Raw genomic sequence first — 20,511 nt, 5'->3', positions numbered from 1 at the left:
GGCGAGTGCGGACGTGACCCGACCTCGCGCGATCACGATGATCGCACGCGTCTCGGCCGGATCGTGTGCCGTCATGGTCGTATCCGTGCGTCGCCTGTCGTTTGACGGTGGTCGCCAACAGAGCGGTCGGGTCGCACTTCCGCCGGTGTGGGTGAGTGACTGTCGCGTCGCGAGCTGATGAGGTGAGTGCGCATTCCATTGCTTGATACACGGCGTGGAGCGGTCTTGTCCCTTGTTTCACGTGAAACATCCCACCGTCGCCGCCAATCTTCCGACTGCGTCCAGGGTGTCAAAACCCCCGGCGAGGCGTCCCATGCACCGGGTTGGGCAATGCCGACCTAGCGTTATTGCACGCGAGCAAGCCCGCGCATGGCGATGGCTGGTCGCGGCACTCGCTGTGTACTGCTGGATAAGCCGCCTCTTCGTAAAGTGACCGATTCGACTCTCGAGGCGCCGAAGTTCCGGCATTGCCGCACGTGAGGATACTCCGCAGCGTGCTCTGCCGGGATTGTCACTCCGCAGGGCCTAGGTGTCGTTCGCCAAGATCGAGTGCTCGCAGATGTTTCACGTGAAACACCGGACCATCGCAGGTGGAGAACACACGAACGCTGAGTGCTGAAACGAGGTTTCATGGGCGCGATACATGTGGGAGCTATTCGGGCACGGCACCTTGGCGCGGTGGCTATGGGGTTCGCCCACTCCCCACGGGACAACCACGTGTCTCCGGTCACCCGCACCGCTCCCTCGCGATGTTTCACGTGAAACATCTTCTGCGCTCGCCCCGCTTTCGAAGTCACGGACGCGGCAATCCGGGCCACACCACCACGCCACACCCCGAGGCGCCAGTCGCTCCGTACTCCGGCGAACGTTTCACGTGAAACATCGCGTCCCTTGTGACCTACCCCTTGAGCGCATCGCTCAATGTTTCACGTGAACGCGCGCGGCATTGCTCGCGTATGCCCTCCTCATTCGCCGGGCGGCGGTCGACACGGCATCGAACCCCACCCGGCGCGGAGGAACGTCGGTGGCCGCGGCTAGACTGGCGGAAGTGTCCACCGGCGAAGAGGAAGTGTGTTTCACGTGAAACAATCCGGCGACTCCGTGGCATCCGGAGCCCTCGAAGACTCCCCCATCGCCCGTGAGATCGCGGATCTCTCTGCCCGGCGACGCGCGCTGGAAGCCGTGACCGTCGAGCTCAGTGGCCGCACGCGGGTCTTCACGGTCTCGAACCAGAAGGGTGGCGTCGGGAAGACCACCACCACGGTCAACCTGGCGGCTGCGCTCGCGTCTGTCGGAGCGAAGGTCCTCGTCATCGACCTCGATCCGCAGGGCAACGCCTCCACCGCACTCGGTGTCCCCCATAACGCTGACACGCCGAGTGTGTACGACGTCCTCATCGACGAATTCCCGCTGGCGGACATCATTCAGACCAGCCCGGAGTCTCCGAACCTTCTCTGCGCGCCCAGCACGATCCACCTCGCCGGTGCGGAGATCGAGCTCGTATCGCAGGTCGCGCGAGAGCACCGCCTGCGCGGTGCGCTCCACGAGTACCTGGCGCTCGACGAGACGCACCTGGACTTCGTCATCATCGACTGCCCACCGTCCCTCGGTCTGCTGACGATCAACGCCTTCACGGCCGCAGATGAGGTGCTAATCCCCATACAGTGCGAGTACTACGCGCTCGAGGGTCTGAGCCAGCTGCTCGGAAGTGTGCAGATGATCCAGAAGCATCTGAACCCCGGACTCCACGTGTCGACCATCCTGCTCACGATGTACGACGGCCGCACCCGCCTCGCGCAGCAGGTCGCCGAAGAGGTGCGCTCGCACTTCAGTGACGAGGTTCTCCGCACGGTCATCCCCCGTTCCGTCCGTGTGTCGGAGGCGCCGAGCTTCGGACAGACGGTCATCGCGTACGATGGCCAATCGGCGGGCGCGATCGCCTACCGCGAAGCGGCGGTCGAAATCGTCGCTCGCGACAACTCCACGAAGGACTCCTGATGGCGAAGAGAACTGGTCTGGGCCGCGGTATCGGCGCCCTCATCCCCACGGCGGAGCCTTCCGAGGCGCGGCCCGTCGACGTGTTCTTCCCGGACAACTCCGCCAAGGACAATGCGGTCAAGGACGCCACCGGATCCGCGTCCCCCGCGTCGGACGACCTCGTCACGGTGCCCGGTGCCCGGCTCGTGCACATCGACCCGGCATCCATCGTGCCCAACCCGCGGCAGCCGCGCACGACGTTCGATCCCGAGGATCTCGCCGAGCTGGTCCACTCGGTCCGCGAGTTCGGCGTTCTGCAGCCCGTCGTCGTCCGCGACAAGAAGGACGGCACGTACGAGCTCATCATGGGTGAGCGGCGCACCCGCGCCTCGCGCGAGGCGGGTCTGGAGTCCATCCCCGCCGTCGTCCGCGAGACCGAGGATGAGTACCTCCTTCGCGACGCCCTGCTCGAGAACCTGCACCGCTCGCAGCTGAACCCCCTCGAAGAGGCGTCCGCCTACCAGCAGCTCCTCGAGGACTTCGGCATCACGCAGGAGGAGCTCGCGACCCGCATCGGCCGATCCCGTCCGCAGATCAGCAACACCATCCGTCTGCTGCGTCTGCCGGTGCCGGTGCAGCAGCGGGTTGCGGCGGGTGTGCTCAGCGCCGGTCACGCACGCGCAATCCTCTCCCTCGACAGCCCCGAGGCGATGCAGAAGCTCGCGGACAAGATCGTCAACGAGGATCTGTCCGTCCGGGCAGCGGAGGCCGCTGCGAAGATGCCCGGCGTCGCGCCGGTCCGGCAGAAGGCGACCGCAGGATCGCGCCAGGCCGGACTCGACGACATCGCCGGCCGTCTCGGCGATCGATTCGACACCAAGGTGCGCGTCTCTCTCAGTGCTAAAAAAGGCCAGATCAGCATTGATTTCGCGAGCATTCAAGACCTCAACCGCATCCTTGCGGTGCTGGGGGAAGACGGCTACACGGGCTGAGGCGCCGACGGGCCGTTCCGTGTTCGCGGGGCGAGAACGACGCGCCGCCCGTGGTGTCCGCCGTCCGGCGTACCCTTGATGGGTGCCAGCGAACGACCCCTCCTCCCGCCGCCGCGCCAGTCTCGAACTGCTGCGTGCCGAGGCGTCCGATGAGCTGTCCGTCCTCATCCACGAGCGTCTTCGCGGTGGTGAAGACCCGTGGGACTTCATGGACGACCTGCCGACCGTCGACGAGCTCGTAGTGCTGACCCTCCGCGCGGAGAACATCGCCGAGAACGGCGGTGTCCGCCCGAACCGCGCGCGCAACTATCGTGTGCTGCGCCAGATCGCGCTCGACTACCCGGCCCTCACGCGCGCCGTGTGGCGCATCCTCGGCGAGGACGAGCAGCATCGCCGGTGGGACGCCAGCATCCGCCTCGACGTCTCCTGAGCCCGTCACGGCGCCGCGGAACGGACAGCAGCGTCGGCCTCGTCGCTGTGAACCCGCTCGCGATGCTCGGGGCTGGATGCCACCGTGTGGCATCCATTCAACGAGAAGACCCCGCCAGCCGGAGCTGACGGGGTCGAATTCTCGCGCGGACTCAGCCGAGGAAGGGCTGAAGGTCCTGCTCGAGTGCGTACTTGGGCTTCGCGCCGATGATGGTCGTCTTGACCTCGCCGCCCTGGAAGACCTTCATCGCGGGGATGGAGGTGATCTGGTACTTCATGGCCAGGTCGGGGTTCTCATCGACGTTGAGCTTCAGGATCGTGATCTTGTCCGGGTTCTCGGACTGGATCTCGTCCAGAACCGGAGCGACCATGCGGCAGGGGCCGCACCACTCGGCCCAGAAGTCCACGAGGACGGGGCCGTCAGCCTGCAGGACGTCCTGCTCGAAGGTCGCGGAGGTCGTCGCCTTGGCGGTCATGTGCATATCTCCTTAGATGGAAGCGTTACAGAGTCGAACAGCGCGGGCCCGAGGTTTGTTCCTCAGACCACCGCTGCGTCGGGGAGGCCCTCGATGAGGCTGTCCGCGGTCGCGGGCGCACCCGCGGCGCCGTGGGCCGCGAGGAAGTGCTCGACGTCGAGGGCGGCGACGGTGCCGCTGCCCGCGGCGGTGATGGCCTGACGGTAGGTCGGGTCGATCACGTCTCCGGCGGCGAAGACGCCGTCGACCGAGGTCCGCGACGAGCGGCCGTCGACCCAGATCGTGCCCTGCTCGGTGAGCTCGAGCTTGTCGTGCACGAGGTGGGTGCGGGGGTCGTTGCCGATCGCGACGAAGAGGCCCTCGAGGGGGAGGTCGCGCTCGGTGCCGTCGACGGTCGAGCGGAGACGCACGCCGTTCACGGCCTCGTCACCGAGGATCTCGGCGACCTCGCTGTTCCAGACGAACTCGATCTTCTCGTTCGCGAACGCGCGCTCCTGCATGATCTTCGACGCCCGTAGGGAGTCCTTGCGGTGGATGACGTAGACCTTCGACGCGAACTTCGTGAGGAAGTTCGCCTCCTCCATGGCCGAGTCACCGCCGCCGACGACGGCGATCGTGCGCTCACGGAAGAAGAAGCCGTCGCACGTCGCGCACCAGGACACACCCCGGCCGGACAGGCGCTCCTCGCCCTCCAGGCCGAGCTTGCGGTACGCCGAGCCGGTCGCGTAGATCACGGTCGCCGCCTCGTGCACCTTGCCGCTGCCGAGGGTGACCTTCTTGACGGGACCGTCCAGCTCGAGCGAGACGACGTCGTCGTACAGGACCTCGGCACCGAAGCGCTCGGCCTGCGCCTGCATCTTCGCCATGAGGTCGGGACCCTGGATGCCGTCGGGGAAACCGGGGAAGTTCTCGACCTCGGTCGTGTTCATGAGATCGCCGCCGGCTTCGACGGAACTCGCGACGACGAGGGGCTCGAGGTTGGCTCGGGCGGCGTAGATCGCGGCGGTGTAGCCGGCGGGGCCGGATCCGATGATGATGACGTGACGCACGGTAGCGCGTTCCCTTCGTTGATTCCGTCGGATGAAACCCATGCTAGTGCCGCGGTATTCCGCGAGAGGGGGCTAGCGCCGGGGCAGGAAGCGCCGTCCGAGCGCGAGCGCGGGAGCCAGCTCGGGTGCGCGGAAGAGGGCCAGGATGCCGAGATAGACGACGAGCACGACACCCCCGACGAGCGCGGCACCGAGTGCGCCCGTAAGGGCGTTCGTCGACGTCCACCCGAAGTAGCCGCCGGTCAGCACGTACGCGAGGAAGCCGGCCCCGGCCGCGGGGAGGGAGGCGAGGGAGAACCGCAGCAGGGCGGGCAGCCACTGGGCCGTCCCGATGCCGCCGAGGCGACGGTGCAGCAGAACCGCCGCGATCACGACCTGCACGATGCTCGCCAGCGACTGGGTGAGGGCGACGCCGGCGGCGAGGAAGGCAGGGCCCAGGACCGCACCGGCCGCCAGCGCCCCGCCCGTGACGAGCGCGCACTGGATGAGCGTGAAGAAGAACGGGGTACGGGTGTCGTTGTAGGCGTAGAACGTCCGCTGAACGACGAAGAGCACGGCGAGCGGGACCAGGCAGAGGAGGTAGCAGAGCAGCACCGGGGCGACCGCGGCGGCCTGCTCCGGTCCGTTCGTGAAGATCCTGCTCGCGGGCACGGCAGCGACGGCCAGGGCCACGGCGGCCACGACGATGAACAGGCCCAGGGTGCGGATGCTGCGGACGATGTCGGCCCGCACCTCCTCGTGGCGTCCCGCGGCCGCGTGCTCGCTGAGCTGCGTGAAGTAGGGCGTCCCGATCGAGAGCACGATGATCGAGTACGGGAGCATGAAGAGCAGCCAGGCGTTCTGCGACGCGAAGATCGCGGGGTCCTCGCCGGAGGCGCCGGACAGCACGTTCGTCTGCACGATCCCGGCCAGCTGACCCGCGACGACCATGAGGAACGTCCATCCGGCCAGGCGCCCGATGTGGCGCAGGCCGACCCCGCGCCACTGGAAGTCGGGGCGGAGCGTCAGCCCCGCACGGCGCCAGAAGAAGGCCAGCACGACGGTCTGGACGACGATGCCCGCGGTCGCGGTGGCCGCGAGGGTCGCGGTCATGAGGGGCGTCCAGGCGGACACCGCGGTCTGGGGACCGCCGAAGAGCACGATGAACCCGGCGAACCCGGCGATGGACACGATGTTGTTGACGATGGGCGCCCACGTGTAGGGGCCGAAGACGCGGCGGGCGTTGAGGATCTCGCCGAGGAGCGCGTAGAGACCGTAGAAGAAGATCTGCGGCAGGCACCAGTAGGCGAAGGCCGTGGAGAGCGCCAGCTGATCCTCGGTGAAGCGGCTCGCGTAGACCTGGACGAGCAGCGGTGCGGCGATCATCGCGAGGGCGGTGGAGATGAGCAGCCCCATCGTGCCCAGCGTGAACAGCTTCGAGATGAAGGCCTGGCCCCCGTCGGCGTGAGCGGCAGCCTTGATGATCTGCGGCACCACCACGGCCGTCAGGAGGCCGGTCGAGATGATCGCGTAGATGTTGTTCGGCAGCTGGTTCGCCACCGCGAAGGCGTCACCCGCGGAGCTGATCGACCCGATGGCCGCGACGAGGACGATGGTCCTCAGCAGACCCGTGAGCCGCGACACGATCGTCCCGGCTCCGATGAGGACGCTCGCGCGACCGATTCCGCTCACGGACGTTCCTCCTGGGGCGGCTCGACGCCGCGGTCTGCGTCGGCACGCGGGCCGTCGATCGGGGCATCGGCCGGGGCGCCGGCAGCATCCCGGACCTCCGGCTCGGTGAGCGGGGTCTCGAGGGCGGCGGCCACCTCGCGGCGGAGAGCGCGCCGGCGACCGACCGTGCGGGCGACGCCGATGCCGATGAAGCCGATCACGAGGAGGATGATGACGATGAGGCCGATGTTCTCCCACTCGGCGCGCACCTCCACGTCGACGCCCTGCGGATCGCCGATGGGCTCGCCGGTGGGGCTGTAGAGCTGCAGGGCGACGCTGACCTCGCCGTTGGCGACACGGGCCTCGACGGGGACCTCGACGCGGGTGTTCGCGTCGGCCTGCGCCTCGATCGGGGTCTGCTCCTGTACGCGGAGACGTACGTCGTCGGGACGCGCCACCAGCACCACCGAGACCGGCCAGGGCAGGTCGTTCCGGATCCAGGGACGCAGCGGCGCGCTCGAGCTCACCAGCCGGAAGTCGGACGACAGGATGCCGACGGACTGGAGGGTCTCCTGGGTCTCGCTGCGGTGGGCGGCGACGGCCTCGCGTGCGGCGTCGCCGGACCACGAGGTGCCGAGGAGCTGCAGCATCTCCGCGCGCTCGCGGCCGGTGAGCAGCTCGGGCTGCTCGAGGACCGTGGCGAAACGGTCGATGACCGCCTCGTCCGAGACGAGCTGGGTCACCTCGGCGACCCGGGCGGCGTCGGACTCGGGCTCGGCCGGGGAGATCGCGGATGCCGCTCCCCCGACGACGTCGTCGAGGGGGACGGCCGCGAATCCCGGCGCGGTCGTGGCGGCCGCGAGGGTGGCGCGGAGGCTGGCGCGGGCGCGATCGGTGCCGCGGTCGACGGCGACGAGGAGGGGGCGACCGCCCGCGTCCGCGCGGGCGAGGGCGAGCATGCCGACGGCGGCGGCGAGGTCCGACCCGCGGCGGGTGACGTCGTTCTCCCCGGCGGCGCGGGTGAGGGCCGCCGTGACGTCGGCGTCGTAGACGGGGGTGGACACGCCGCCGACGGAGGCGTCGACCGGAACGGTCCCGTCCGAGACGCTCGACGACGGCAGCAGGATGCGCGCCGGCTGGTCCGCGTCGCCGGAGGCCGCGAGTGCTCCCACGACCCCGGGCCCGGCGCTGCCCGTCGCCGGCCAGTACACGTTCGCGGTGGCCGGTCCGATGTCGAGGAGAGTCGCGAGATCCGGAAGAGACGGGGCGCCCGAGGAGGGCGACGGCGTGGGAGTGGGCGATGCCGTCGACGTCGTCACGGGTGTCGAGAAGTCCGCCGCGGACATATACGTCAGAAGGGATATGGGCTCGAGAGGGGTGGCGAGGCCGGCATTGATCTGCGCCGACAGGTCCGCGTCGGCGAACTGCAGGGCGAACCGGGCGTTGGGCAGGGCGAGCAGCCGCTGGAGCCAGGAGATCGCGGTGGGGGGCGCGGAGGTGCCGAGGACCCGGATGGCGGCGGGGATCGCGGGGTCGACAGCGAGGGTCGCGGCCGTGCCGTCGACGGCATCCAGCTGGGCCGTCAGGGGACCGTCGACGGCCGTGAGGTCAGCCAGCTCGGAGGCCGTCAGCAGACCCTCGCGTCGGACGCCGACCGTGATGGGGAACACCACGGCGAGACCCGATGCGGCGGCCGCGGTGTCGGGGACGACGACGACCGACGTGGCGACGAGGTCGCCGGCCTGCACGGAGAGCGGGTAGACGCCGGGGGCGCGTCCGGCGATCACCGGGTCGGTCGCCGGGACGTTGAGCGAGACGGATCCCTGGTCGTCGGACGAGACCGCACCGAGCGTGGTCGCGCCGACCTCGGCGACGGACACGCCGGCGGTGTCCCCGTCGAGCCAGCGGTCGAGCGCCGAACGGTCGCGCAGGGGCGCGGTCCCGAGGCGGAAGGCGACCGGCACGGGGTCGGTCGCGGAGCTCCCGGGGTTCTGCAGGGTGGCAGTCGCCCCGAGCGACTCCCCGGGACGCAGGACGCCGTTGGAGACCGGCGACAGCGCCAGACTCGGCTCCGCCGGGGCCGCGGTCGGCGTCGGGGCGGGCGTGGAGGTCGCGGCGGCAGCCGGCACCGCGAGACCGACGGACAGGGCCACGCTCGCCAGGGTCGCCAGCAGCCGGCGCGTGCGGGAGCGCCGTGGGTCGGAGGAGCCCGGAGGCGGAGAGGTCACGATCATGCGGTGGTGGAATCGGTGGCGGGGGCCACGCCGCGACGAGTCTAGAGCCGCCTGCCTTCAAGCCCCCCGATAGCCTCGCCCGAACGGTTGAATGGACGGGTGCTCCCCCATCCCGATCCCGCCCTCTGCCGCCGTCTCGCCGCCGACCTCCGTGCCGCCGGATACAGCGGAGCCGCGCTGCGCGACGCCTGGGGCCCGCAGGCGGACGACGCCCTGGCCCGCGGACTGCGCGAGCCTGCGCTGCGGGCGCTCGGCCGGCGCGACGACCCCCTCGCCGTCCTGGGTCGCGTGTGGGGTCTCGGCGCCACCGCGACCGCGTCCGAGCTCGGCGCCGCGCTCCCCTCGCTCGGCCTCGACGGAGCCACGGCCCTGGGACTCGTCGTCGCGGCCGACGACGTCGTGCGCGGGGGCGTCCTCATCCGCCCGCAGGCCTTCGCGGACGCGGACGGCGACGTCGAGTGGTGGATCGCGAGCGACCTCGACGAGGCTGCTCTCGGTGGGCCGCTCCCCGAGGACCACGTCCTCGGCGTCGGCGGGGCCTCGCAGACCCTCGCGCGCATCCAGCTCACGCGTCGTGCGGGCACCGGACTCGACATCGGCACCGGATGCGGCATCCAGGCGCTGCGTCTGCGGCGGCTCGTCGACCGCGTCGTGGCGACCGACGTCTCGGAGCGCGCGCTCCGCTTCACCCGTCTCAACGCCCTTCTCAACGACGTGGACGGCATCGAGACGCGCCACGGCTCGCTGTTCGACCCCGTCGCCGGCGAGACGTTCGACCGGATGGCATCCAATCCGCCCTTCGTCATCACGCCGCGGGTCGCGGGGGTCCCCGCCTACGAGTACCGCGACGGCGGCATGGAGGGCGACGCGCTCGTCGCCGCGGTGGTCGGCGGGGTGGGAGCGCACCTGTCCCCCGGCGGGGTGGCGCAGTCGCTCGGCAACTGGGAGTACCGGGGTGAGGAGTCGGGCCTCGACCGGGTGAGGGGATGGGTGGATGCCGCCGGCGAGGCGCTCGACGCCTGGGTCATCGAGCGCGAGGTGCTGGACCCCCTCGCGTACGCCGAACTGTGGGTGCGCGACGGGGGGACCGTGCCGGGCACTCAGGAGTACGCGCGTCTCATCGACGCGTGGCTGGAGGACTTCGCCGCGCGCGGGGTCACCGGCGTCGGCTTCGGCTACGTCCTGCTGCGGCGTCCGCTCGCGGGCGGTCCGACCCTCGCGCGGTACGAGCGCGTAGCGGGCGGCGGCGAGGCCTCGTTCGGCCCGCACCTGGCGGCATGCCTCGAGGCCCACGACCGTGCGGCCCTGCTCGACGACGCCGGGCTGGAGGCATCCCTCCTCCTCGTCGCTCCGGACGTGACCGAGGCCCGCCACCACCGCCCGGGCGAAGAGGCGCCGAGCGTCATCGAGCTGCGCCAGGGCGGCGGCTTCGGCCGGACCCTCGAGGTCGACCCGGCCCTGGCCGCGCTCGTGGGCGCGTGCGACGGCGATCTCGACGTCGGCAGCCTGATCGGGGCCATCGCCCAGCTCATGGACGTGGATGCCGCCCACTTGCGCGACGACCTCCTCCCCCGGGTCCGCGAGCTCATCGACACGGGCTTCCTGACGTTCGCGGAGGGGTGAGGCGCCGGCGCGTATGCAGGACCGACGCGTGTCGGCGCGGCTCAGGCGTCCCGCGGGACGACACCCGTCCCGCCGGTCCTGCAGACGGGCGGGGCGCGGGCGCACGGCCGCCCGGGCAGGTCGCGGGCGCACGGGGGCGACAGGCGGCCGGGCACGAGGCGAGCGCGGCGGCTTCGTTAGGCTCGGAGCATGCTGAACATGTCCGAGGGTGTCGCGCGCCTCGGCGAGCTCGCCGACCACCCCGTCGTCTCGACGCTCGCCCGCGTCTTCGCGGCGGCCGGGCGCGATCTGGCCATCGTGGGCGGTCCCGTCCGCGACGCGCTGCTCGGCCGGACGACGCACGACCTCGACTTCACCACCGACGCGCGCCCGGACGAGATCCTGGCGCTGGTCAAGCCCGTGTCGTCGGTGCAGTGGGACGTCGGCCGCGCGTTCGGCACCATCGGCGCCCGCGTCCAAGGCGAGCAGGTCGAGATCACGACGTATCGCGCCGACAGCTATGACGGCGTCACCCGCAAGCCGACCGTCGAGTTCGGCGACACGCTCGAGGCGGACCTCACCCGTCGCGACTTCACCGTGAACGCCATGGCGCTGCGCGTTCCCGCCCGGACCTTGGTCGACCCCACCGGCGGCGTCGAGGACCTCCTCGCGGGACGGCTGCGCACCCCGATCGACCCGGCGGTCAGCTTCGGCGACGATCCGCTCCGCATGCTCCGCGCGGCGCGGTTCGCGTCGCAACTGGAGTTCACCGTCGACGACGACACGCGCCACGCGATCACGGACCTCCGTCAGACCCTGCAGATCGTCAGCCCGGAACGCATCCAGGCCGAGCTCGTGCGCCTGCTCGCCACGGACGACCCGGTCCGCGGCATCCGCGTGCTCGTCGACACGGGGCTCGTCGAGGAGTTCCTCCCCGAGATCCCCGCGCTGCGACTCGAGGTCGACGAGCACCACCATCACAAGGACGTCTACGAGCACTCCCTCACGGTGCTGCGTCAGGCGATCGCGCTCGAGAGGCAGCGGCATCCTGGATCCGCCCCCGACGTGCCGCTCCGCCTGGCCGCGCTGCTGCACGACATCGGAAAGCCGGCGACGCGTCGACTTGAGCCCGGCGGCGGCGTCACCTTCCACCACCACGACGTGAAGGGCGCGCGCATGGCGCGCAAGCGCCTGCAGGCCCTGCGCTTCGACGCCGCGACCACCACCGTGGTCTCGCGGCTCGTCGAACTGCACCTGCGCTTCTTCGGCTATGCGGAGGGGGCCTGGACGGACGCGGCCGTGCGCCGGTACGTCCGCGACGCCGGCGACGAGCTCGAGCGCCTGCACATCCTCACCCGTGCCGACGTGACGACGCGCAACAAGCGCAAGGCGCAGCGCCTCGCCTCCGCCTACGACGACATCGAGTCGCGCATCGCCACCCTGCGGGAGCAGGAGGAGATGGATGCCATCCGGCCCGAGCTCGACGGCAACCGCATCCAGGAGATCCTCGGTCTGAAGCCGGGCCGTGAGGTCGGTGAGGCGTACCGCTTCCTGCTCGACCTGCGGTTGGACGAAGGCATGGTCGGACCCGAGGAGGCCGAGCGGCGCCTGCGGGAGTGGTGGGCCGCGCGGAGCTGACGGCCGCGGCGGCCTCGGGGCGCGGCCGGTTCGGGGCACGCGGTGTGGCCCCGGGGCGACAAAGGTGGTCCCGGGGCCACGCACGGACACCCACGCCGCCGCAGGGACACCGACGCTGCGGCCGCCTCGGGGCGCGCGGTGTGGCCCCGGGGCGACGCAGGTGGTCCCGGGGCCACGCACGGACACCCACGCCGCATCGGAAACGGTGGTCATCCCCGGCGCCGACCCCTCCCACGCGGGCGCACTCGGACCTACACTGAGAGCCACCTCCGTCGACGTTGATGGGAGTTCCGTGTCCTCTCCATGGTCGCGACCGGCCGTGTCCCCCGAGACCTCGGGGCTGCTCATCGCGCGCGCGCACGAGGAGCTCATCGCGGGCAACGACGATCGGCGCCTCCACGACGTGCGGCCGCTCGTGCAGGAATCGTGGCGGAGGTCGTTGGCATCCCTCGTCGGTCCCGAGGGACTCCCCTCGCTCGACCTCTCGCTCGACGAGCTCGAGGCGTATCGGCGCGCCCACCCGCTCGCGGGGGTCATGGACATGGTGCGCTCGCTGCTGCTGCCCGGCACGGCCGAGGAGTCCGGCGTGATCGTCGCGGTGGGCGATGCGGCGGGTCGTCTGCTGTGGGTCGAGGGCGACCGACGGATCCGCGCGCTGACGGGCGACATGGGCTTCGTGGCGGGGGCGAACTGGGCGGAGGATGCCGTCGGCACCTCGGCTCCGGGAACAGCGCTCACCCTCGATCGGTCGGTGCAGATCCGCGGCGCCGAGCACTTCAACCGTCTCGTGCAGCCCTGGTCCTGTACCGCGGCACCCGTGCACGACCCCGAGACGCGTCGGCTGCTCGGCGTGATCGACGTCACGGGAGGACCCGAGGCGGTGACCCCGCAAGCGCAGCTGCTCGTGGATGCCACGGCTCGCGCGATCGAGAGCGAGATCCTCGTGGGGCGACTGCGCACGCGGCAGGCTCCTCCCCCGCGGCGATCGACGCCGGCGCGGGCTCTGCTGCGCATCCTCGGGCGGGATCGCGCGCTCCTGGAGGTGGGGGGTTCTGCGCTGGAGCTCAGCGCGCGGCACGCCGAGATTCTCCTGCTGCTCGCGGCCCATCGCGAAGGACTGTCGGCCGAGGCGCTGAGCGAGGCGGTCTACGGCCACCCGGCGGTGGAGACGCTACGGCCCGAGATGGTCCGACTGCGCCGGGCGCTCGTCCCGTTCGCACCGCGTCTCGTTCCGGCATCCCGCCCGTATCGACTGCCCGAGGGGCTCGAGACCGACGCCCAGCACGTGCTCTCGCTGCTCGACCGCGGCGCGCACCGGGTGGCGCTCGCCGCCTACGCCGGGCCCGTGCTGCCCGAGTCCGACGCTCCCGGCGTGGTCGAGGTGCGCGAGTCGGTGCGGTCGACCCTGCGTGAGGCGCTGATGGCCGAGGCGGGGATCGACGTGCTGCTCGCCTTCGCCGACACCGCCGATGCTCGCGACGACGACGAGGTGCTGCGGCTGTGCCTCCGATCGCTGCCCGCCCGATCGCCGAAGCGCGCGGGGCTCGTCGCGCGGCTGGAGCGCCTCGAGCAGTCGTGATCGCGACCTCCGCTCGTGTGCGATCGGGTGCGCGCACATGAGCCCGATGTCGGAGGTGCTCGTTACGCTGAACATATGGACGAAAACGCGCTCGACATCTTCTCGGCAGCTCGCGCACGTCGCGACGTGGGGCGCATCCGCGAGGCCCTCGCCGAGGTGAAGGCGGGCGACGTCGCCCGCGTCACGGTTCGTTCCCCGCGCTACGGCCTCTACGCCCTCGAGGGCACCGTCCGCATCGGCGTGGGCGGCCAGCCGCTCATCGGCGACGTCATCCTCGCCACGAGCGCCGAGATCCAGCGCATCGACCTCGGCATCGAGGCGCCCGAGCCCGCACTCGACGCCGACGTGGTCGACCCGTCGACGCTCCCCCACGGCACCCCCGTGCGCGTGGTCTTCCGCACGCCGACCCACCAGACGTTCGCGCTCACCGGTCCCATCACCGCCGGCAACGACCGCTTCCTCCTCGTCGGCAGCTGGATCGTCGCCGACGACCGCGCCATCGCCCCGCGCGTGCAGAGCATCGAGCGTCTCGACGGCATCGACCTGCACGAGGTCAACGTGCCCCCGCTGCGGTCGGTCCTCGTCGACGCCGACGCGTAACCCGCGCGAGCAGGATGGATGCCACGGCCTCGGGGTCGTGGCATCCATCGTTTCCGGGGTGCGGGCACTCGAGGTGCTCGCCCTGGCGATCCCGACGCCCGCCGGCGCCCCGCGGCCCCCGCGGCCGTGCAACTCGATGCAACCTCCGTCGGCGTACCGTCGGGGCCATCGCCGCCCGGAGCCGACGCGGCGACTCATGACCGTCGAAGGAGATACGCATGACCATCGTCGAAGAAGGCGTCTCGAGCGTCTACGCCGCCCCGGGAACCCGCGGGGCCGTCGCCGAGTACCGCGGGCGGTACGGGCACTACATCGGGGGCGAATGGGTCGAGCCCCACAGCGGCCAGTACTTCGAGAACATCACGCCCGTCACGGGCAAACCGTTCTGCGAGGTCGCCCGCGGCGACGCCGCCGACATCGACCGCGCCGTCGAGGCCGGCTGGAAGGCCTTCGCGACCTGGAAGAAGACGACGCCGGCCGAGCGCAGCGTCATCCTGAACAAGATCGCCGACCGCATCGAGGAGAACCTCGAGAAGATCGCCGTCGCGGAGACGTGGGAGAACGGCAAGCCGGTGCGCGAGACGCTCGCGGCCGACATCCCGCTGACCGTGGACCACTTCCGCTACTTCGCCGGCGTGCTGCGAGCGCAGGAGGGCTCGCTCAGCCAGCTGGACGAGAACACCGTCGCGTACCACTTCAACGAGCCGCTCGGTGTCGTGGGCCAGATCATCCCGTGGAACTTTCCCATCCTGATGGCCGCGTGGAAGCTCGCCCCGGCGCTCGCCGCGGGCAACTGCGTCGTGATCAAGCCGGCCGAGCAGACGCCGGCATCCCTGCTGTTCCTCTTCGACATCATCGGCGACCTGCTCCCCGCCGGTGTCGTGAACATCGTCAACGGCTTCGGCATCGAGGCGGGGGCGCCGCTCGCGCAGCACAAGCGGATCCGCAAGATCGCGTTCACCGGGGAGACCACCACCGGGCGCCTCATCATGCAGTACGCGTCGCAGAACCTCATCCCGGTAACGCTGGAGCTCGGCGGCAAGAGCCCGAACGTGTTCTTCGAGGACGTCGCCCGGACCACCGACGACGCCTACTACGACAAGGCGCTCGAAGGCTTCACGATGTTCGCGCTGAACCAGGGCGAGGTGTGCACGTGTCCGTCGCGGTCGCTCATCCAGCGCTCGATCTACGACCAGTTCCTCGGCGACGGCCTCGAGCGCGTGAAGAAGGTGCGCCAGGGCAACCCGCTCGACCCCGAGACGATGATCGGCGCGCAGGCCTCCAACGACCAGCTGGAGAAGATCCTGTCGTACATCGACATCGGCAGGCAGGGCGGCGCGAAGCTGCTGACGGGCGGCGAGCGCGTCGATCTCGGCGGCGACCTGTCCGGCGGCTACTACGTGGCTCCGACGGTGTTCGAGGGCACGAACGACATGCGGATCTTCCAGGAGGAGATCTTCGGTCCCGTGCTGTCGGTCACGTCGTTCGACTCGTTCGACGACGCCATCTCGATCGCGAACGACACCCTGTACGGCCTCGGCGCCGGCGTGTGGAGCCGCAGCGGCGACACCGCCTACCGCGCCGGACGGGCCATCGAGGCCGGACGCGTCTGGACGAACACCTACCACCAGTACCCCGCGCACGCCGCGTTCGGCGGGTACAAGCAGTCGGGCATCGGCCGGGAGAACCACCTCAAGATGCTCGACCACTACCAGCAGACGAAGAACCTGCTCGTGTCCTACGCCGAAGGCGCGATGGGCTTCTTCTGATCGGCGACCCCCGCGGCGGCCTCACCCCTTTGAGGCCGTCGCGGGCCGGCGCCGGCGAGGCGTGTCCCCCTTCGTGCAGGTTCGGGGGTGAATTCTGCACGAAGTGGGACATGCCGGTCGGTGGGGCCGGTGGTTCAGGAAGGCGTGTCCCCTTTTGTGCAGGGTGATGGGGTGAATCCTGCACGAAGTGGGACATGACGGAGGAGAAGGAGAGAGACGGATGCCAGGACTGTCCCGGGTGGACGTGACGGATGCCGCTGCCGCGCTGCTGCGCGACCTGACGGCGACCCACGGGCCGCTCATGTTCCACCAGTCGGGGGGCTGCTGCGACGGCAGCTCGCCCATGTGCTACCCCGTGGGGATGTTCCTGACGGGGCCGAGCGACGTCCGTCTGGGTGCGATCGAGGTGGGCCTGGACGACCCCATCGAGGTCTACATGTCGGAGAGCCAGTTCGAGTACTGGAAGTTCACGCACCTCACCATCGACGTGGTCCCCGGCCGGGGCGCGGGGTTCTCGGTCGAGGGCCCGACGGGCATGCGGTTCCTCATCCGCTCCCGCATGCTCACCGAGGAGGAGGCGTCGGCGTTCGGAGTCAGCGCCTGATCGGAACCCGGGTCAGACGGGCTTCGATGCGCGGATCGTGTAGGTGAGCGGGATCGGCGACGGCTGCTCGGTCGCGATCCTCGACGTACCGCTGCACCCCGTAGCCCGATCCGTCCCGAGCGGCGTGCAGGGTGGCACGCTCGTCCCAGTTCGCGCGATTGGCGTCGATGAAGTCGGTGGTCATGGCATCCCTTCCGTCCCGGGGCAGCCTAGCGAGCGCGGTGGGGCGGGCGACGGGCAGGTGGGGTGAGGAATCGGGTGATCTTCCGGTGCAGATGAGGGCGGAAAAAAGGCAGCGTTCCTAGCCTGCGGGGATGCGGAAGCTCCTCGACCCTCGTCCCGGTGCTCGCCGAGGGCCCGGCAGCGCTCCGGACGACGCGAGCGGCCTGGCGACCATGCCGACAGCGGAGCTGCTCGACGGTCTCGCCGCCGCGCCGGGCGCGACCCTCGCCCTCCTCGTCGCGTCCAGCGGCCGTCTGCGGACGCGCCTGCGGTCGACGGCCCCCGACCGCATCGCGCCGTGGTGGCGGCGACTTGCGGACGCGCAGCGCGCGGCGCTCGAGCGCGACGAGCCGGCCCTGGTCGGGGGTCTCGGTGGCATCCCGTACGCCGTGCGGTCGCGCGCCAACTCCCGGGTCCTGCGCGCGGCGATGCTCATCACCGGCCGGCACCCGGTCGGCGAGGCCGCGCTCCGGGCGGCGGCGCTGACCGAGCTGCGTCGCGCGGCCGACGAGGAGACGCTGGTCTCTCTCGACCTGGAGGTCCCCGTGCGGGCGACGGTCGCCGTCGGGGACCTCGACCGGGCGACGCACGTCAGCTACCTCGTGCCGGGCATGGACGTCGGCGTCGCGGGGAGCATCGGCGACTACGTCGGGGCCGCGCACCGCCTGCGGCAGGCCCAGGCCGCGGTCTCGGACGTTCCCCTCGCCGACATCGCCGTGGTCGCCTGGCTCGGCTACCGTCCCCCGCACAACGCCAGCGTCGAGGGGATGGTCTCGGTGGCGTTCAACGAGCGCGCCGCCGTCGGGGCCGTCGCCCTGGCATCCGACCTCCGCGCCCTGCGGGCCAGCCGGTGCGGACCGGCGCCGGAGATCACGGTGGTCGGGCACTCCTACGGGACGAACGTGGCCGCCCTCGCGCTCACGCGGACCTCCGCCGCCCACGCGGTCCTGCTGGGCTCGGCGGGGATCGCGGCGACGGTGCGCCGCGCGGCCGACATCGACGTCCCGATGGGCGAGGTGTTCGCGACCGAGGCGGTGGCCGACGAGTGGGCGATGGTCGGACGCGCGCTGTCCCTGCGACCGGACCCCACGACGGTCCGGTTCGGCGCCCGCGTCTTCAGCTCCGAGGGCGGCACGGTGAACGGGCTCGACGTCGAGGCCGTGGACATGCACGGACCGTTCGGCGACCGCCCCGGCCGGGTCAGCTATCTCGACGCCGGGTCCTCGGCGCTCCTCAGCACGGCGCTCGTGGCGATGGGCCGGGGTGGCGAGCTGCCGTCCCGCGGCGGGCCCAACGACCGGATGATCCAGTTCTCCCGCCGGATCGCCCGGCGGTTCGTCCTTCCGGCGGACGAGAGACCGCGGCCCGCCTCCCCGTCGGTGTCGTCGCGTGACGCCGAGCGGCCCTGACGTCGGCCGTCCGGGTTAGCCTGGCGGCATGTCGGGTCGCGTCTACGTCATTCACGAGAACCCCCAGTGGCTGCCGCCGTTCGAGGCGGCGTTCGAGGCCGAGGGCGTCCCCCTGGAGGAGTGGCTCCTCACGGATGGTGCGATCGACCTCGGCGCCGAGCCGCCGGAGGGCGTCTTCTGGTCGCGCCTGAGCGCGTCTGCGCACACACGGGACCACGGCGAGAGCAAGGAGTACGGCCGCGCCGTGCTGCGCTGGCTCGCCTCGTGGGGCCGCACCGTCATCAACGGCGCCGACGTCCTCGAGCTCGAGGTGAGCAAGGTCGCGCAGCACGCGGCGCTGCGTCACGCCGGCATCGACGTGCCGCGGACGGTCGCCGTGTTCGGCACGGAGCGCCTGGTCGCGCAGGCGGCGGCCTTCACGGCCCCCTTCATCAGCAAGCACAACCAGGGCGGCAAGGGCCTCGGCGTGCGCCGCTGGGACTCGCACGACGCCTTCGCCGCCTGGGTGGCCGGGCCCGAGTTCGAGCCCTCCCCCGACGGCGTCACGCTTCTGCAGGAGCTCCTCGTCGCGAAGGCCCCGTTCATCACGCGCGCCGAGTTCGTCGGCGGCGAGTTCGTCTACGCGGTCCGCGTCGACACCAGCGCCGGCAGCTTCGAGCTCTGCCCCGCCGAGGCGTGCGCGGTCCCGGGGGCCGACGGCGTCGAGCCCGAGCCGCTGTTCCGCCGTCGCGACGACGTCGACCCGGCGCTCATCGACCGCTACCTCGCCTTCCTCGCCGCCGAGGGCATCGGCATCGCCGGGATCGAGTTCATCGAGACCGTGGACGGCCGCACTGTCACGTACGACGTGAACACGAACACCAACTACAACCCCGACGTCGAGGCGACGGCTCCGCGCTCCGGACCCCGTGCCATCGCCCGCTGGCTGGGATCGCTGCTGCCGCAGGACGCGGCCGTCGGCACCCGTGTCTGAGCCGGCGGCGCCCACCCTGGACTGGGAGGGCTACGGTTTCGCGACCCGTCAGGTCCACGCCGGAGAGGCCGAGGACCTGACCCACGGCGCACGGATCACGCCGGTGCACCTCTCCGCGGCCTACCGGTTCGCCTCATTCCAGGAGGCGGCCGACCGGTTCTCCGGCGCCGACCTCGGCCACCTCTACTCGCGCAACGCCAACCCGACGAACCAGGTCGCGGAGCGTCGGCTGGCGTCTCTCGAGGGCGGGTCGGGCGCGCTCGTCGTCGGTTCCGGGCAGGCGGCCATCACGATGGCGCTGCTGGGGCTGGCCGGCGAGGGCGAGCACATCATCTCGACGGCGAGCATCTACAGCGGCACCCGGGTGCTCTTCGACCGCTCCTTCCGCCGGCTCGGCGTCGCGGTCGAGTACCTCTGGGACCCGTCCGACGAGGACGAGTGGGAGCGGCTCATCCGCCCGGAGACGAAGGCGATCTTCACCGAGACGCTGCCGAACCCGAAGAACGACGTCGTCGACATCGCCGCGGTCGCGCGGATCGCCGACCGTCACGGCATCCCGCTGGTCGTCGACAACACGATCGGTACGCCGTTCCTCATCCGCCCCTTCGAGCACGGCGCGCACATCGTCGTCCACTCGGCGACGAAGTTCCTCTCCGGCCACGGGGCGAACCTGGCGGGGGCGATCGTCGACGGCGGGACCTTCGACTGGGCGGCATCCGATCGGCCCTACCCGGGGATCACGGCGACGCCGTTCTCCACCCACGCGTCGTACGTCGACGCCTTCGGCCCACGGGCGTTCGAGCAGTACCTGCGGTTCGGCATCGCCAACGACACGGGCCCGGCCCTGTCGCCGCTGAACGGCTTCCTCCTGCACCAGGGGATGGAGACGCTGTCCGTGCGCATGCGGCAGCACATCGCCTCGGCCCGCGAGATCGCGGAATGGCTGGAGGGCCAGGAGCGGGTCGAGAGCGTCGATTACGCGGGACTCCCGTCCCACCCGCAGCACGCGCTCGCCGTCCGCGACTACGGCGGGCTGCCGGGCTCGGTCTTCTCGTTCACGGTGCGCGGCGGCGCCGAGGGGGCGGAGCGGTTCTTCGACGCGCTCCGCGTCTTCAGCCGGATGACGAACATCGGCGACACCCGATCCATGGCGCTCCATCCGGCGACGACGACCCACTCGGGCTTCACGCAGGAGACGCGCGACCGGCTCGGCATCGCCGACGGACTCATCCGCCTGTCCATCGGACTCGAGGATGCCGCGGACCTCATCGCCGATCTCGATCAGGCACTGCGCGTCGCGGTCTGACG

17 protein-coding genes are annotated in these 20,511 nt (G+C 71.1%); 12 read left to right on the top strand and 5 right to left on the bottom strand.

All coding sequences use genetic code 11. The features are described 5' to 3' along the window. Window positions 1-1,071 precede the first annotated feature (1,071 nt). The 3 genes from MRBLMI1_RS13895 to MRBLMI1_RS13885 all read left to right on the top strand — a co-directional run bounded on the left by MRBLMI1_RS13895 (window position 1,072) and on the right by MRBLMI1_RS13885 (window position 3,399). Window positions 1,072-1,998, top strand: coding sequence for a ParA family protein (locus MRBLMI1_RS13895; protein ID WP_367733846.1), 927 nt, complete (start codon window positions 1,072-1,074; stop codon window positions 1,996-1,998). Further along, on the top strand, window positions 1,998-2,969 hold the full coding sequence (locus MRBLMI1_RS13890) for a ParB/RepB/Spo0J family partition protein (protein ID WP_367733845.1): 972 nt from the start codon (window positions 1,998-2,000) through the stop codon (window positions 2,967-2,969). Before MRBLMI1_RS13895 ends, MRBLMI1_RS13890 begins: the two co-directional genes overlap by 1 nt. Window positions 2,970-3,051: 82 nt before the next feature. Beyond that, window positions 3,052-3,399 (top strand): tryptophan synthase subunit alpha, encoded by a 348-nt coding sequence (locus MRBLMI1_RS13885; protein WP_367733844.1) that lies wholly within the window; start codon window positions 3,052-3,054, stop codon window positions 3,397-3,399. 151 nt (window positions 3,400-3,550) lie between these two features. Here MRBLMI1_RS13885 and trxA read toward each other — a convergent pair whose 3' ends face one another. From trxA to MRBLMI1_RS13865, 4 genes are all read right to left on the bottom strand, one after another. Next, window positions 3,551-3,874, bottom strand: a complete 324-nt coding sequence (trxA, locus tag MRBLMI1_RS13880; protein WP_367733843.1) for a thioredoxin — start codon at window positions 3,872-3,874, stop codon at window positions 3,551-3,553. A 62-nt stretch (window positions 3,875-3,936) separates the two neighbouring features. Then, window positions 3,937-4,923, bottom strand: a complete 987-nt coding sequence (trxB, locus tag MRBLMI1_RS13875) for a thioredoxin-disulfide reductase (RefSeq protein ID WP_367733841.1) — start codon at window positions 4,921-4,923, stop codon at window positions 3,937-3,939. Between the two features lie 72 nt (window positions 4,924-4,995). Further along, entirely contained in the window at window positions 4,996-6,594 is a 1,599-nt protein-coding gene (gene murJ, locus MRBLMI1_RS13870; RefSeq protein WP_367733840.1) for a murein biosynthesis integral membrane protein MurJ, read from the bottom strand. Then, a complete protein-coding gene (locus MRBLMI1_RS13865; protein ID WP_367733839.1) occupies window positions 6,591-8,801 on the bottom strand; it encodes a DUF6049 family protein in 2,211 nt (736 codons plus the stop codon). Before MRBLMI1_RS13865 ends, murJ begins: the two co-directional genes overlap by 4 nt. Window positions 8,802-8,906: 105 nt before the next feature. Here MRBLMI1_RS13865 and MRBLMI1_RS13860 point away from each other — a divergent pair, with 105 nt between their 5' ends. The 6 genes from MRBLMI1_RS13860 to MRBLMI1_RS13835 all read left to right on the top strand — a co-directional run bounded on the left by MRBLMI1_RS13860 (window position 8,907) and on the right by MRBLMI1_RS13835 (window position 16,599). Beyond that, entirely contained in the window at window positions 8,907-10,430 is a 1,524-nt protein-coding gene (locus tag MRBLMI1_RS13860) for a DUF7059 domain-containing protein (protein WP_367733837.1), read from the top strand. A 189-nt stretch (window positions 10,431-10,619) separates the two neighbouring features. Then, a complete protein-coding gene (locus MRBLMI1_RS13855) occupies window positions 10,620-12,047 on the top strand; it encodes a CCA tRNA nucleotidyltransferase (protein ID WP_367733834.1) in 1,428 nt (475 codons plus the stop codon). A 292-nt stretch (window positions 12,048-12,339) separates the two neighbouring features. Further along, window positions 12,340-13,626: a GAF domain-containing protein gene (locus MRBLMI1_RS13850; protein WP_367733832.1), complete on the top strand. Its 1,287-nt coding sequence runs from the start codon at window positions 12,340-12,342 to the stop codon at window positions 13,624-13,626. Window positions 13,627-13,701: 75 nt separating this feature from the next. Continuing rightward, window positions 13,702-14,226 (top strand): hypothetical protein, encoded by a 525-nt coding sequence (locus MRBLMI1_RS13845; protein ID WP_367733831.1) that lies wholly within the window; start codon window positions 13,702-13,704, stop codon window positions 14,224-14,226. A gap of 218 nt (window positions 14,227-14,444) precedes the next feature. Then, window positions 14,445-15,995 carry an aldehyde dehydrogenase family protein gene (locus MRBLMI1_RS13840; RefSeq protein WP_367733829.1) on the top strand — a complete coding sequence of 517 codons (1,551 nt, stop codon included), beginning with the start codon at window positions 14,445-14,447 and terminating at the stop codon, window positions 15,993-15,995. 220 nt (window positions 15,996-16,215) lie between these two features. Next, complete coding sequence (locus tag MRBLMI1_RS13835; RefSeq protein WP_367733828.1) at window positions 16,216-16,599, top strand: DUF779 domain-containing protein; 384 nt, start codon at window positions 16,216-16,218, stop codon at window positions 16,597-16,599. Here the strand turns inward: MRBLMI1_RS13835 and MRBLMI1_RS13830 are convergent. Then, on the bottom strand, window positions 16,589-16,783 hold the full coding sequence (locus MRBLMI1_RS13830; RefSeq protein ID WP_367733826.1) for a hypothetical protein: 195 nt from the start codon (window positions 16,781-16,783) through the stop codon (window positions 16,589-16,591). The genes MRBLMI1_RS13835 and MRBLMI1_RS13830 overlap by 11 nt on opposite strands. 130 nt (window positions 16,784-16,913) lie before the next feature. Between MRBLMI1_RS13830 and MRBLMI1_RS13825 the strand changes: the two genes are divergently transcribed. Genes MRBLMI1_RS13825 through MRBLMI1_RS13815 form a run of 3 tightly spaced genes read left to right on the top strand, consistent with a single transcriptional unit; the run spans window position 16,914 to window position 20,509 of the window. Beyond that, a complete protein-coding gene (locus MRBLMI1_RS13825; protein WP_367733825.1) occupies window positions 16,914-18,230 on the top strand; it encodes an alpha/beta hydrolase in 1,317 nt (438 codons plus the stop codon). A 28-nt stretch (window positions 18,231-18,258) separates the two neighbouring features. After that, the gene (locus MRBLMI1_RS13820; RefSeq protein ID WP_367733824.1) at window positions 18,259-19,203 is read left to right on the top strand and encodes an ATP-grasp domain-containing protein; all 945 of its coding nucleotides are present in this window, start codon (window positions 18,259-18,261) and stop codon (window positions 19,201-19,203) included. Continuing rightward, window positions 19,196-20,509, top strand: coding sequence for an O-acetylhomoserine aminocarboxypropyltransferase/cysteine synthase family protein (locus MRBLMI1_RS13815; RefSeq protein ID WP_367733822.1), 1,314 nt, complete (start codon window positions 19,196-19,198; stop codon window positions 20,507-20,509). The genes MRBLMI1_RS13820 and MRBLMI1_RS13815 overlap by 8 nt, the downstream gene beginning before the upstream one ends. Window positions 20,510-20,511: the final 2 nt, after the last annotated feature.

Source organism: Microbacterium sp. LMI1-1-1.1 (assembly GCF_040815675.1).
Taxonomy (GTDB): domain Bacteria; phylum Actinomycetota; class Actinomycetes; order Actinomycetales; family Microbacteriaceae; genus Microbacterium.
This window is presented reverse-complemented; position numbering and strand designations above follow the sequence as displayed.